General features: G+C 45.9%; 10 protein-coding genes. 7 read left to right on the top strand and 3 right to left on the bottom strand.

Translation table 11 applies throughout. The features are described from left to right. Positions 1-201: 201 nt before the first annotated feature. The 3 genes from ilvC to WFH18_RS02545 form a co-directional block, all read right to left on the bottom strand. Positions 202-1,218, bottom strand: coding sequence for a ketol-acid reductoisomerase (ilvC, locus tag WFH18_RS02555; RefSeq protein WP_004278368.1), 1,017 nt, complete (start codon positions 1,216-1,218; stop codon positions 202-204). A 106-nt stretch (positions 1,219-1,324) separates the two neighbouring features. Then, positions 1,325-1,816: an acetolactate synthase small subunit gene (ilvN, locus tag WFH18_RS02550; RefSeq protein WP_004278369.1), complete on the bottom strand. Its 492-nt coding sequence runs from the start codon at positions 1,814-1,816 to the stop codon at positions 1,325-1,327. Further along, on the bottom strand, positions 1,813-3,540 hold the full coding sequence (locus WFH18_RS02545; protein WP_004278370.1) for an acetolactate synthase 3 large subunit: 1,728 nt from the start codon (positions 3,538-3,540) through the stop codon (positions 1,813-1,815). The genes ilvN and WFH18_RS02545 overlap by 4 nt, the downstream gene beginning before the upstream one ends. 686 nt (positions 3,541-4,226) lie before the next feature. On the opposite strand from WFH18_RS02545, the gene WFH18_RS02540 reads away from it, so the two are divergent. The 7 genes from WFH18_RS02540 (at position 4,227) to WFH18_RS02510 (ending at position 13,956) form a co-directional block, all read left to right on the top strand. After that, the gene (locus WFH18_RS02540; RefSeq protein WP_262457691.1) at positions 4,227-4,580 is read left to right on the top strand and encodes a DUF4124 domain-containing protein; all 354 of its coding nucleotides are present in this window, start codon (positions 4,227-4,229) and stop codon (positions 4,578-4,580) included. Between the two features lie 123 nt (positions 4,581-4,703). Next, positions 4,704-7,325, top strand: coding sequence for a leucine--tRNA ligase (leuS, locus tag WFH18_RS02535; RefSeq protein ID WP_262457689.1), 2,622 nt, complete (start codon positions 4,704-4,706; stop codon positions 7,323-7,325). Positions 7,326-7,532: 207 nt separating this feature from the next. Continuing rightward, positions 7,533-8,066 (top strand): LPS-assembly lipoprotein LptE, encoded by a 534-nt coding sequence (locus tag WFH18_RS02530; RefSeq protein ID WP_005103222.1) that lies wholly within the window; start codon positions 7,533-7,535, stop codon positions 8,064-8,066. A gap of 9 nt (positions 8,067-8,075) precedes the next feature. Further along, positions 8,076-9,062 (top strand): DNA polymerase III subunit delta, encoded by a 987-nt coding sequence (gene holA / locus WFH18_RS02525; RefSeq protein ID WP_004733070.1) that lies wholly within the window; start codon positions 8,076-8,078, stop codon positions 9,060-9,062. A gap of 124 nt (positions 9,063-9,186) precedes the next feature. Next, the gene (locus WFH18_RS02520; RefSeq protein ID WP_191112064.1) at positions 9,187-10,548 is read left to right on the top strand and encodes a MacA family efflux pump subunit; all 1,362 of its coding nucleotides are present in this window, start codon (positions 9,187-9,189) and stop codon (positions 10,546-10,548) included. A gap of 2 nt (positions 10,549-10,550) precedes the next feature. Then, the gene (locus tag WFH18_RS02515; protein WP_005107890.1) at positions 10,551-12,527 is read left to right on the top strand and encodes a MacB family efflux pump subunit; all 1,977 of its coding nucleotides are present in this window, start codon (positions 10,551-10,553) and stop codon (positions 12,525-12,527) included. Positions 12,528-12,537: 10 nt separating this feature from the next. Continuing rightward, positions 12,538-13,956 (top strand): efflux transporter outer membrane subunit, encoded by a 1,419-nt coding sequence (locus WFH18_RS02510; protein WP_336754577.1) that lies wholly within the window; start codon positions 12,538-12,540, stop codon positions 13,954-13,956. Positions 13,957-13,960: the final 4 nt, after the last annotated feature.

Here is a 13,960-nt window from a genome sequence, read left to right as displayed (position 1 = left end):
TAATGCAGTACGATCTTCAAAGTTAAGATGATGGTATGACAATTTTATATACTCCATAAACCCTTTAAATTAATTAGGTGGTTTATGTCGCACTTCAAGTTTTACTCTGCCTATCAACGATTTTGTTTGCTTGGCTCCAAGATATGAAAAACCCACTCAAATTAAGTGGGTTTTCGCATTCAAATCAATTGATTCGAGAAATTAGTTTTTCTCTTTATCTACAATTTTGTTCGCTTGGATCCAAGGCATCATCGCACGTAACTTGTTACCAGTAACTTCGATACCGTGAGCCGCATTTTGACGACGACGAGCAGTCATAGATGGGTAGTTCAACGCACCTTCTTGAATAAACATCTTCGCGTATTCGCCAGATTGAATACGTTTAAGTGCATTACGCATTGCTTCACGAGACTGTTCGTTGATTACTTCAGTACCCGTTACATATTCGCCGTATTCAGCATTGTTTGACACTGAGTAGTTCATGTCCGCGATACCGCCTTCGAACATCAAGTCAACGATCAATTTAAGTTCGTGTAGACATTCGAAGTACGCCATTTCTGGAGCATAACCCGCTTCAACAAGAGTTTCGAAGCCCATTTTAACCAATTCAACAGCACCACCACAAAGAACTGCTTGCTCACCGAAAAGGTCAGTTTCAGTTTCTTCACGGAATGAAGTTTCGATGATACCTGTACGGCCGCCACCTACGCCTGAAGCGTAAGAAAGAGCAACGTTACGCGCATTACCAGAAGCATCTTGGTGAATCGCGATAAGGTCAGGAACACCTGAACCACGTTGGTATTCAGAACGTACTGTGTGACCAGGAGCTTTAGGCGCAACCATGATTACGTCTAAGTCAGCACGTGGAACAACTTGGTTATAAAGAATCGAGAAACCATGAGCAAATGCTAAAGTCGCGCCTTGCTTGATGTTTGGCTCAATTACGTCACGGTAAAGTTGAGATTGGAACTCATCTGGAGTCAAAATCATAACTACGTCAGCTTGCGCAACAGCAGCAGGAACTTCAGCAACTTTAAGACCTGAATTTTCAGCTTTCTTCCAAGAAGCAGAGTTCGCACGTAAACCAACAGTTACGTCAACGCCAGAATCTTTCAGGTTAAGCGCATGTGCGTGGCCTTGTGAACCGTAACCAATAATTGCTACTTTCTTAGATTGGATGATAGATAAGTCACAGTCTTTATCGTAAAAAATTTGCATTGCTGTCTCCGCTTAAATGCTTGTTTGTCCGTTAAATCAGGCAATGACCCTTAAATTTACATTGCCTGATACCCTCTTCTTGTTCAGATGAGGAAATACTTAAAATTTAGATGGTGAGTACTTTTTCGCCGCGTGCGATACCTGATACACCTGAACGTACCACTTCTAAAATCGTGTGTTCAGCAAGTGCATCAATAAATGCATCCACTTTTTCAGTGGTACCCGCGATTTGAATGGTATAGGTCGTTGGTGTTACATCGACAATCTGACCACGAAAAATATCTGCCGTACGTTTGATTTCGTCACGCGATGAACCCAATGCTTTGACTTTAATCAGCATCAATTCACGCTCAATATGTGCACCTTCAGACAGGTCAACCACTTTCACCACTTCAACCAACTTGTTAAGCTGTTTGGTAATTTGCTCAATCTTGTGATCATCACCATAAGTGGTCAATGTCAAACGTGAAAGCGTTGGATCTTCAGTCGGAGCAACATTCAATGTTTCGATATTGTAGCCACGCTGTGAGAACAAACCCACTAAACGGGAAAGCGCGCCTGATTCGTTTTCTACGAGTACAGAGATAATATGTCTCATTTCGTGCGCTCCCCTTTAGCCAACCACATATCCTGCATCGACTGACCCGCAATCAACATCGGATAAACGTGCTCGGTACGATCTACCATAACGTTAATAAATACGCACTTGTCGTTAATCGCCATCGCTTCTGCAAGCTTCGACTCTAGCTCATCGGCATGATTAATCTGAATACCGACATGACCATAGGCTTCCATCAGTTTGGCAAAATCAGGCAATGAATCTACATAAGAACTTGAATGACGTCCTTCATAGTTCATATCTTGCCACTGCTTCACCATCCCTAAAGACTGGTTATTCAGGCACAGGATTTTTACATTCAGGCCATATTGCTTACAGGTCGACAGTTCCTGGATACACATCTGAATCGATGCTTCACCGGTGATACACACCACTTGCTGTTCCGGATATGCAAGCTTCGCAGCCATTGCATACGGCAAGCCTACACCCATGGTGCCTAGACCACCTGAGTTGATCCATTGACGTGGACGTTTGTATTTGTAATACATCGCACCAAACATCTGATGCTGACCGACATCAGAAGTAATGATCGCTTCGCCATTGGTCACTTTATCCAATGCCTGAACCACTTGTTGTGGCTTCATCACGCCATCAACACCCGCTTCAAAACGACCGCCATGAACCTTGCGCCATTCATTGATCTGTTTCCACCATGCCGCAATCGCTTCAGGATTTGGCTTAGAAACATTAAGCTGTTTCAACTGGTTCAACATCTCATTCAGTACAGGCTCTACAGCACCGACAATTGGAATGTGCGCCATAATGGTTTTTGAGATTGTCGCTGGGTCGATATCTATATGAATGACTTTAGCATTTGGACAGAATTTTGCAGGATTGTTGGTCACACGGTCATCGAAACGCGCACCCACACACAGAATTACATCTGCATTGTGCATGGTCATGTTAGCTTCATAAGTACCGTGCATACCCAACATACCGATGAACTGTTCATCATCACCCGGGAATGCGCCAAGACCCATCAAGGTATTGGTCACTGGATAACCCAATAGATGCGCAAGCTCTGTCAATTGTGCTGAAGCATTGCCTTGAACCACACCACCGCCTGAGTAAATAACTGGGCGTTTAGCATGGATCAGTTCTTCAATCGCTTTACGAATTTGACCTGAGTGACCACGGAACGGTGGCTGATACGAACGCATCTTCACTTTTTCTGGGTATTCGTAAGCAAATTTCTCTGCAGGATTGGTCGCATCCTTTGGAATATCAATCACTACAGGACCTGGACGACCTGAAGACGCAATATAGAAGGCTTTCTTGATAATCGCAGGAATTTCGCTGGCATGACGCACCTGGAAGCTATGTTTCACGATAGGACGTGAAATACCGACCATATCGGTTTCCTGAAATGCATCTTCACCAATCAGATGACTCGCAACCTGACCTGACAAAATCACCATCGGGATTGAGTCCATATAGGCCGTTGCAATTGGGGTCACCGTGTTGGTTGCGCCCGGACCTGAAGTCACCAGCACAACACCGGTCTTGCCTGTCACGCGTGAGTAAGCATCGGCCATGTGACCAGCAGCCTGTTCGTGACGTACGAGATAATGATTGATTCTGTCTTGTTGAAATAGCGCATCATAAATATGAAGAACTGCGCCGCCTGGGTATCCAAAAACATGTTCAACGCCTTCGTCCGCTAATGCGCGAACAAGCATTTCACCACCAGATAGAAGTTCCAACGTGATTCACCCTAATATTATTCACTGCACAAATGGGAGGCATTTGCAGTGTTTCATTTGTTAACTGTCTGCACTGTTATAGCACACAAATTTCATAGTTTTCAAAGCAATAGGAAAAAAATCTGATTTCTTCGCTGTTCGAGCAATACGGGATCTAAAACATGTTGGGATAAACATATTTTGCTTAGCTTTGTTCAATTTCTCGGCTAGAGAAATCGCCCATTGCATGAAATGACACTTAGTCGAAGGGTGATCGATCTAAGGCATATAAAACTATTGCAGCATTCTTGTGTTTTCAGGCTTTAAAGTCAAGTTTAAAAAACAGACAATCCATACTTATAGTGCCTAAATCTGCTGTTTTTAACAGCAATATCAGCTTATAGCCATGCATTGACTGTCTTTCCTATTCATCTAATCCAATAAAATTCATAGAGTTAATGGTTTAATTTTATAAATTTTTAATATGTCTTATATAAAAAAAATGAATGAATTTTTATCAAATGAAAGGAAATTGTTTATCAATAAATTTTGTATACGAAGATTTGTCTCTGATTTCTTATACGCTAGATTGAGCTTATTTCAGCAGCTCGCTTTGAATAAAGCAGATAAAAATCCATCACTTTTACTGAAAATCTCACTACAATAATTGCAGTATTCCATGCCTAGCAAGCCGAGGCCCAAGAACAATGAAAATATCTTTTTTAACCACTTTCAGTTTGAGTTGCGCAATTGTTTTAAGCATCTGTAGCACCAGCGCTTCCGCGATCCAGTATCATAAATGGGTCGATGCGAAAGGCGTCACCCACTACACCAAAACGCCACCACCGAAATCTGCGAAAAAAGCCACCACAGTGGATACCTATGGCTGGAAAAATTCAGCACCAGCATCATCTAGAACGACTGAAACTGAAGTTCAAACCGAGAACACACCTCAAGAACAACAGCAACAAGCCCCTCAAGTTCCTGCGAATCAGGACCAGCAACAACGTGAAGCCAACGAAGCCTTGCAGCAATCTAAAAATCGTGCAGTTGCTTTATAAGACACCTCTATATAGAACAGCGTGTTTTTTCTTCGGGAAATGCCGGCGCAAAATTCACTTTTAGGTACATTTTGCGCTATGCTGTGCAACAGACTTTTTTCACCGTAATTCACTGATACGTTTATGACTACTCACATTGATTCCGAATATCAAGCCAGTGCGATTGAGCCTCAAGTCCAACAGGATTGGGAATCTCGCAAAGCCTTTAAAGTTGCCGACAAAGTAGAAGGTCCACGTCGTTATATTCTCTCGATGTTCCCTTACCCAAGTGGCAAGCTACATATGGGTCATGTGCGTAACTATACGATTGGTGACGTGATCAGCCGTTTCCATCGCTTAAAAGGTGAAACTGTCCTGCAACCGATGGGTTGGGATGCTTTCGGTCTGCCTGCTGAAAACGCAGCGATTGCACACCAGGTTGCACCGGCAAAATGGACATTTGAAAATATTGCTTACATGCGTGACCAGTTGAAAAAACTCGGTCTAGCCGTAGATTGGGATCGTGAATTTGCGACCTGTACCCCTGAATACTATCGTTGGGAACAATGGCTATTTGTTCAGCTTTATAAAAAAGGCTTGATCTACCGTAAGCTTTCAACCGTGAATTGGGATCCGGTCGATCAGACTGTTCTTGCCAACGAACAGGTTGAAAATGGTCGTGGCTGGCGTTCAGGTGCATTGGTAGAAAAGCGTGATATTCCAATGTACTACTTCCGCATCACTGATTATGCGCAAGAGTTACTTGACGATTTAGACACGCTTAAAGATGGCTGGCCACAACAAGTGTTGACCATGCAGCGTAACTGGATTGGCCGCTCACAAGGGATGGACATCACTTTCCCTTCAGCAAATCCTGACGTGTATGCAGATGGTTTAACGGTATTTACTACCCGTGCCGATACCTTGATGGGCGTAACGTATGTTGCAGTTGCAGCAGAACACCCGATGGCGCTGAAAGCGGCTGAAACAAACCCAGAATTGGCTGCATTCATTGAAGAATGCCGTATGGGTTCTGTGGCAGAAGCGGATCTTGCGACTGCCGAGAAGAAAGGCATGGCAACCGGTCTTTCTGTGAAGCATCCTGTGACTGGCGAAGAAGTTCCGGTTTGGATCGCCAACTATGTATTGATGTCTTATGGTTCAGGTGCAGTGATGGCAGTTCCATCACACGATGAACGTGACTTCGAATTTGCCAATAAATATGGCTTGACCATCAAGCAAGTGATTGATGCTAAAGGCGCAGATGATGCTGACTTTGATGCGACTCAATGGCAAGAATGGTATGGCTCGAAAGAAGGTAAACTGGTCAATTCAGCCGAATTTGACGGTCTAGATTTCCAAGGTGCATACGATGCATTCCTTGCCAAATTAGAACCAACAGGCCTAGCAAGTTCTAAAGTTCAATTCCGTCTACGTGACTGGGGGGTTTCCCGTCAGCGTTATTGGGGTTGTCCAATTCCAATGATTAACTGTCCATCATGTGGTCAAGTGCCAGTACCTGAAGAGCAGCTTCCTGTGGTTCTTCCGACTGACGTTGTTCCAGATGGTTCAGGTAACCCACTGAACAAAATGCCTGAGTTCTATGAAACGACTTGTCCAAGCTGTGGTGGCGACGCACGTCGTGAAACAGATACGCTTGATACATTCGTAGAATCGTCTTGGTACTATGCACGTTATGCATCTCCAGACTTTACGGGTGGCATGGTGAAACCTGAAGCAGGTCAAACCTGGCTTCCTGTGAACCAATACATCGGTGGTGTTGAACACGCGATTCTGCATTTGCTTTATGCACGCTTCTTCCACAAATTGATGCGTGATGAAGGCGTGGTACAAGGCAATGAACCATTCACTAACTTGTTAACGCAAGGGATGGTGCTTGCAGATACCTTCTATCGTGAAGCTGAATCTGGCAAGAAAACCTGGTTTAACCCGGCAGATATCGAACTTGAAAAAGACGAAAAAGGCCGTGTGCTTTCTGCAAAATATAAAGAAGATGGCCAGGAAGTTGTGGTTGGTGGTCAGGAAAAAATGTCGAAATCGAAAAATAACGGTATCGACCCACAATCGATTATTGACCAGTACGGCGCAGATACGGCACGTGTATTCATGATGTTTGCTGCACCACCTGATCAATCACTGGAATGGTCTGATGCCGGTGTTGAAGGTGCAAACCGCTTCCTGAAACGTGTATGGCGTTTAGCAACAGGTTTCCTTGAAAAAGCGAATACTGCTGCAAACATCGACAAATCGGCACTGTCTACGGCTGCGCAAGACCTACGTCGTAAGACACACGAAACCATCCAAAAAGTCGGTGATGACATCGAACGTCGTCATGCATTTAACACTGCCATTGCTGCATTGATGGAACTTCTAAACGCCAACAACAAGTTTGAAGCCCAAGATGACAATGACGTTGCTGTTGCACGTGAATCAATTACCACGCTGTTAACTTTACTTGCACCATTTGCACCGCATTTAAGCCAGACTTTATTGGCTGAATTTGGGATTGAATTGAATTCAACTTTGTTCCCTGCGGTAGATGAGTCTGCGCTGACACGTAATACGCAAACCATCGTGGTTCAAGTCAACGGTAAACTCCGTGGCAAGTTAGAAGTATCTGTAGATGCCTCTAAAGATGACATCTTGGCTCAAGCCAAAGCATTGCCTGAAGTTCAGCAATTCTTGACGGGTCCAACCAAGAAAGAAATTGTGGTACCGAATAAATTAGTGAATTTGGTGGTTTAAATCCTTAAGTTCCCTCTCCTCTCAGGAGAGGGCTAGGGAGAGGTAAATATATAATCCCTCATCCTAACCTTCTCCCAGAGGGAGAAGGAACTTTCTGAAGGATTTCACAATTCCCAAACAAAGCCCGTTGCCAGCCAACGGGCTTTGACTTTACAATCCAGTTCAGGATTTCAAATATTCCCCTTCGGGAAGCATAGAGGGCAACACATGCATTTGGGCAAACATTTAGCAGCAATTGTTTTAACTTGTGGTCTGAGTGCAGGCTTAGTCGGCTGTGGCTTTCATCTGAAAGGAACCAATCCGAGCTCCGCCCCTGTTGCTTACTCTGTCATGAGCCTGTCTTTACCGCCCAATACTGAAGAACTGCAAGAGAAACTGGCAGTTTACCTCGGTGCTGCAGGCGTACAGCTGAGTAATGCACCCAATGCTTATGTGTTACGTGTCCTGGATTACACCCCTCGCCGTCTGGAACTGAACGGTAAACTAGTTGAAACCTTGTTACGTTTAAACGTGACTTTCCGGATTGAAGATGCACAAGGCAATCCGATCACTGAACCACGCACTGTCGTGGCAACACGTACGTATCAATATGATATTGAAACGGTCAACACCGATGACCAGGAACAAAAATATCTGAATCAGGTCATTATTGATGATGTGGCGCAGCAGATCGCGCGTCAGATTTCATCGAACCGCTTACCCTTAGCCAAACAAAATACCTCAGCGCAACCTGCTCAATAAGACCTCTTTATGAAACTTGATTATCTGCAAGCCCTGAAACGTGTCGATGAAGCTCGCGGTGCTTGGGTCTTGCATGGTCAAGAGCCTTTGCTGGAACAGAATTTAATTGATGCCTTTCGGGCCAGCTGGCAAAAGCAGGACATTGAACGTCAACGCTATGACATTAGTTCGGTCGCCGACTGGAAAACCGTCTTTAATGCCTTGAACAGCTTGTCGCTGTTTTCAACCCAGTTGGCGATTGAAGTACATGGCAATATCAAACCGGATGCCAGCGCAATCAAGTTACTGAAAAACTATTTGCAGCATAATGAACAAAACCTGCTGTTGGTGGTGATGCCCAAACAGGATAGTAATAGCCTGAAATCCAGTTTCTTTCAGCTGATTGATGCCAATGGTGTGAATGTTTCGCTGGTGGCCAATTATCCAAAAGACCGGCAGCAGATTCTGGGTATTGAAGCTGAAAAACTCGGCATTCGTTTAGCCAATGATGCCTGGCAATGGCTGGAACAACATCATGAGCACAACCTGCTTGCAGCAAAGAATAGCCTGATGCGGGTTAGCGATACCTTTGCTGAAGTCGATATCATTCAGGTTGATCATTTATATGCATGTTTACAAGATCAGTCACGTTATAGCACCTATGATTTGAGCGATGCCCTGCTACAAGGTAATCTTTCCCAGTCGATCAAAATTTTTCAGTATCTAGTCGTTTCAGGTGAACCGATGAGCCTGATTTTATGGAGTCTCAGCAAGGAAATGCGTCTGTTGATGCAGCTGTTTGAACAACCGCAAAATGCCTTGCAAATCGGGATCTGGAAAACCAAAGTCGGGTTATATCAACAAGCCTTGCGCCGTCTCAGCCCACAGACTTTTCTGGCCTGGCCGGGGTTATTATTAAGAATTGATGCCTCAATTAAAGGACTCGGACATGAAAATCCGGAGCATTTGGTACTACAGGCGATTTCCAGTATCTGTGGCAAGCCCCTATTTCACTAAGTCTTTGTCAAAATTCGAAAAATAAAATAATAATCATTCCTATTAGTTTAAAAAAATACACGATTTATCCTAATTTCGCTTTTATAATCGTTCACAATTCTCTGATTTTGAACCGATATTGATCATGCCAAAAATAAAACCGACGAAATTGATTATGGCCGCCGTGATTGCCATTGCGCTCATCGCTGCGGGGTGGTACTTCCTCAAACCCAAAGAACAGCCTCCGCAATATATTACGGCTGAAGTCACCCAAGGCGATATCGAAAGCTCTGTACTGGCGACTGGTATTCTGGAAGCGACCAAGATGGTCAGCGTGGGGGCGCAGGTTTCGGGTCAGGTCAGAAAAATGTATGTAGAACTGGGCGATCAGGTCAAGCAAGGTCAGCTGATTGCGCGGATTGACTCAGTTCGTCAGGAAAATGATTTAAAAACCGCTGAAGCCAGCATTAAAAATCAGATGGCACAACTTGCAGTAAGACAGGCGAATTTGGCCAAAGTTGAAGCTGAATACAACCGTCAGAAAGCCATGTATGCACAGGATGCCACTTCTCGCTCAGAGCTGGAATCGGCATTTGCGAACTATAAAACGGCGCAAGCGGATATTACTGCCATCAATGCACAGATTGAACAGTCGCGTTTGACGCTGGCGACTGCCAAAGAAGATCTTGGCTATACCCAGATTGTAGCCCCGATGGATGGCACGATTGTGGCGATTGTGACTGAAGAAGGTCAAACCGTGAATGCCAACCAGAGTGCGCCGACCATTGTTAAACTGGCCAAACTGGACACCATGACCATTAAAGCTGAAATTTCTGAAGCAGATGTCATGAAAGTTGAAGAAGGTCAAACGGTTTATTTCACTACCTTAGGCAATAACGAGAAAAAGATTTACGCCAAACTACGTCAGGTTGAGCCTGCACCCAATTCAATTAATACCGATAGCAATACCTCAAGCTCATCATCAAGTTCTGCGGTGTATTACAACGCATTGTTCGATGTACCGAATGAAGATGGAAAATTACGTATTGATATGACTGCACAAGTTTATATCGTACTGGATGAAGCCAAAAATGTGCTGACCATTCCTGCTGCGGCCATTCAAGGTTCAAACCGTCTGCCACGTGCCAATCGTGGTGAAGCGCGTGGTGAGGGTTCTCGCGGTGAAGGCGGCCCGGCATCACGTTCTGAAGCCGAATCGGCTCAAGGCAACCGCCCTGCCGGTGAACGTCCAGCGCGTCTAAACCTGTCTGAAGCAGAACTTGCGCTGATTGAGCAAGGTAAAGCACAGCGTGGCATGGTTCGTGTCTTGCAAGCCGATGGTACTGCAAAACCAACCCCTGTATTAATCGGTTTGAATAACCGCGCGACTGCGCAAGTGCTGAAAGGTTTAAAACGTGGTGATCAGGTGGTGATTGCCGATGGTTCTGATACCTCCAATGATGCAGCAAAACGCGGTGGCAATAGCCGTGGCCCAATGAGAATGTAAGCATGAATTCACAACAACAGCCTCTCCTCGAGGTGAAAAATCTGGTTCGTGAATTCCCTGCGGGTGAAAGCACGGTCCAGATTTTAAAAGGGGTGAATCTGGAGATTTATCCGGGTGAACTGGTAGCGATTGTCGGCCAGTCCGGTTCCGGTAAATCGACCCTGATGAACATTCTGGGTTGTCTGGACAAACCAACTACCGGTAGCTATAAGGTTAAAGGCCGTGAAACCCGCGAACTGGAAGCGGATGAACTGGCGCAATTACGCCGTGAATATTTCGGCTTTATTTTCCAGCGTTATCATTTATTGGGTGATTTAGACGCAGCAGGCAATGTCGAAGTTCCTGCGATTTATGCCGGTGCAGATTCATCTGAACGACATGCGCGAGCCGTCAAGATTCTGACCGATCTGGGTCTGGGTGAAAAAACCCAGAATCGTCCGAGCCAGCTCTCTGGTGGTCAGCAGCAACGTGTTTCGATTGCCCGTGCGTTAATGAATGGCGGTGACGTGATTCTGGCCGATGAACCGACCGGTGCATTGGACAAGAACAGCGGTATTGAAGTGATGCGCATTTTGCGTGAACTGAATGCCAAAGGTCATACCATCATTCTGGTCACGCATGATCATAATGTAGCGAAAAATGCGACCCGGATTATCGAGATTTCAGACGGTAATATCATTTCCGACCAGCCCAATGTTCCTGAAGTCGAAGAGCATCTGGAAAAACAGCCGCTGATCCGCAGTGAACAAAAGAAGATTTCTTCATGGCGTTCTGCAGTTGACCGTCTGGGTGAAGCCTTCCGGATGGCCTTGCTGGCCATGAATGCACATCGCATGCGGACTTTCCTCACCATGCTCGGAATCATTATCGGTATTGCTTCGGTGGTCTCGGTGGTGGCACTCGGTAATGGCTCACAAAAGCAGATTCTGGAAAATATCAGCAGTCTGGGGACCAATACCATTACCGTATTTCAGGGTCGAGGCTTTGGGGATAATTCCAGATCTTCACAGTCCAAAACCCTGATTCCGGCCGATGCCGATGCGCTAGCTGAACAACCGTATGTCGATGGCGTCAGCCCATCGGTGAATAGCAGTGTCACCGGCCGTTATAAAGAAATCGAAGCTTCAACTACGGTCAACGGCGTCAGTGAAGATTTCTTCTACGTGCGTGGCATGACTTTCCAGTCCGGTCAGCCTTTTGACCGCAGTAGCGTCATGCAACAGGCGCAAGATGTCGTCATTGACACCAATACCAAAAACACCTTCTTTAAGGATGGCACCAATCCGGTGGGTCAGGTGATTTTACTCGGGAGCGTACCGAGCCGGATTATCGGGGTGATTGACGCGCAAAAAGGCATGATGGGCAATAATGACAGCCTGAATGTCTATCTGCCGTATTCCACCGTCATGAGCCGTATGCTGGGGCAATCCAATGTGCGTAGCATCATTGTGCGGATTAAGGATGAATACCCAAGTGCGGCGGCTGAAAATGCGATTTTGAATTTGCTGGTACAGCGACATGGCGCGCAGGATGTGTTTACCCAGAATGCCGACAGTATTCGTGAAACTATTCAGCAAACCACAGCGACTATGACTTTGCTAATTTCAGCGATTGCGGTGATTTCACTGGTGGTCGGCGGGATTGGGGTGATGAATATCATGCTGGTGTCAGTGACTGAACGTACTCAGGAAATTGGTGTGCGTATGGCGGTGGGTGCCCGTCAAAGTGATATTTTGCAGCAATTCCTGATTGAAGCCGTTCTGGTCTGTATCTTGGGTGGTATTTTGGGTGTGCTGCTTTCCCTCGGGATTGGCCAATTAATTACCCATTTTGCCGGCGGTACTTTCCAGATGGCGTATTCAACCACTTCGATTGTAGCGGCCTTTGTCTGCTCAAGCCTGATCGGGATTGTGTTTGGCTTTATCCCGGCACGTAACGCTGCTCGTCTGAATCCAGTCGATGCGCTCTCTCGCGAATAAGGAATCTGATATGCACATGAATTTAACCAAGCTTGCCAGTGCCCTGTTGCTGGGAAGCTCGCTGGTCGGTTGTGCCGCAGTGGTGAAAACCCCCTATCAACAGCCTGCGATCAATATGCCGGGTAGCTTTCAAAACAATAAGGTGCTTAGTCAGCAGATTCATGCCGATATTTTGGCAGATCAATGGTGGACTTTATTTAAAGATCCGCAATTAAATAATTTGGTGAATGAAGTATTGGCGCAGAATACCGATCTGGCAGTGGCCGGCATCAGTTTACAACAGGCCCGTATTCAAGCCAGACAAGCTCAAAGTCAGCAAGGCATTCGCGTCGGTGATGCAAGAATTTCAACGGGCCATCGTTTTAGCCTAGATGGTGGCGGCGATTCTTCGACGGGTCTTTCACTGGGTTATCCGGACTTAAGCTATGAGCTGGACCTGTTTGGTAAACTGGCCAATCAGACTGAAGCGGCACGCTGGGAAGCACTGGCCTCTGAAGAAGACTTGCAGGCAACCGCACAAAGCCTGATTGGCACCACGGCACAATTGTACTGGCAACTGGCTTATCTGAATGAACGTTATAGTGTGGTACAGCAAAATCTGGCGACCGCGCAAAAAACCTATGATCTGGTGCGGGTGCAATATCGTGCCGGCGCAGTATCCGGTCTGGATTTAACCCAGGCGGAACAGGCAATTCAAAGTCAACAGGCGACTTTAAGCCAGATTGAACAGCAACGTGTGGAAACACGTACCGGACTCGCGGTATTGCTGCACATGCCGGTTCAACAGCTCGCGATTCAAGAGCCAAGCCGTTTACCGAATATTCAATTGCCGAGTATTCAGGCTGACTTACCGGCGAGTTTGTTGTCACGTCGCCCTGACCTTCGAGCCACTGAACTGCGCTTGCGTAAGGCACTAGCCAATAAAGATGCCAACAAAGCCAGCTACTATCCATCCATTAGTTTGACCGGTAATCTGACCACCGGTATTGGCAGCAGTACTTCCCTCTCGAATGCCCTGAAAAATCCGGTTGCAACTTTAGGTGCTGGTCTGACTTTGCCTTTCCTGCAATGGAATGACATGAAACGTGATCTGCAAGTCAATGAGCTGGAATATGAAAAAGCCATTATCCAGTATCGCCAGACCATGTATGAAGCCTTTGCTGATGTGGAAAATGCCTTGTCGAATCGTACTGAGCTCACTAAGCAGGTGACTTTGCAGCAACGGAATGTTGAGCTGGCAGAAAGAACTGAACGCTTGACTGAAGTGCGTTATCGTAATGGTGCAGTAGCCTTGAAAAACCTGCTGGATGCACAGGAAACCACGCGCAATGCACGGCTGTCCTTGGTGCAAACCCGACAGAACCAATACAATGCCTATGTCACCTTGATGCAGGCATTGGGTGGTAGCCCGATTAAACAGTTGCCTTAACAAA

It is taken from the genome of Acinetobacter sp. USHLN143, assembly GCF_037145695.1.
Lineage (GTDB): Bacteria > Pseudomonadota > Gammaproteobacteria > Pseudomonadales > Moraxellaceae > Acinetobacter > Acinetobacter fasciculus.
This window is presented reverse-complemented; position numbering and strand designations above follow the sequence as displayed.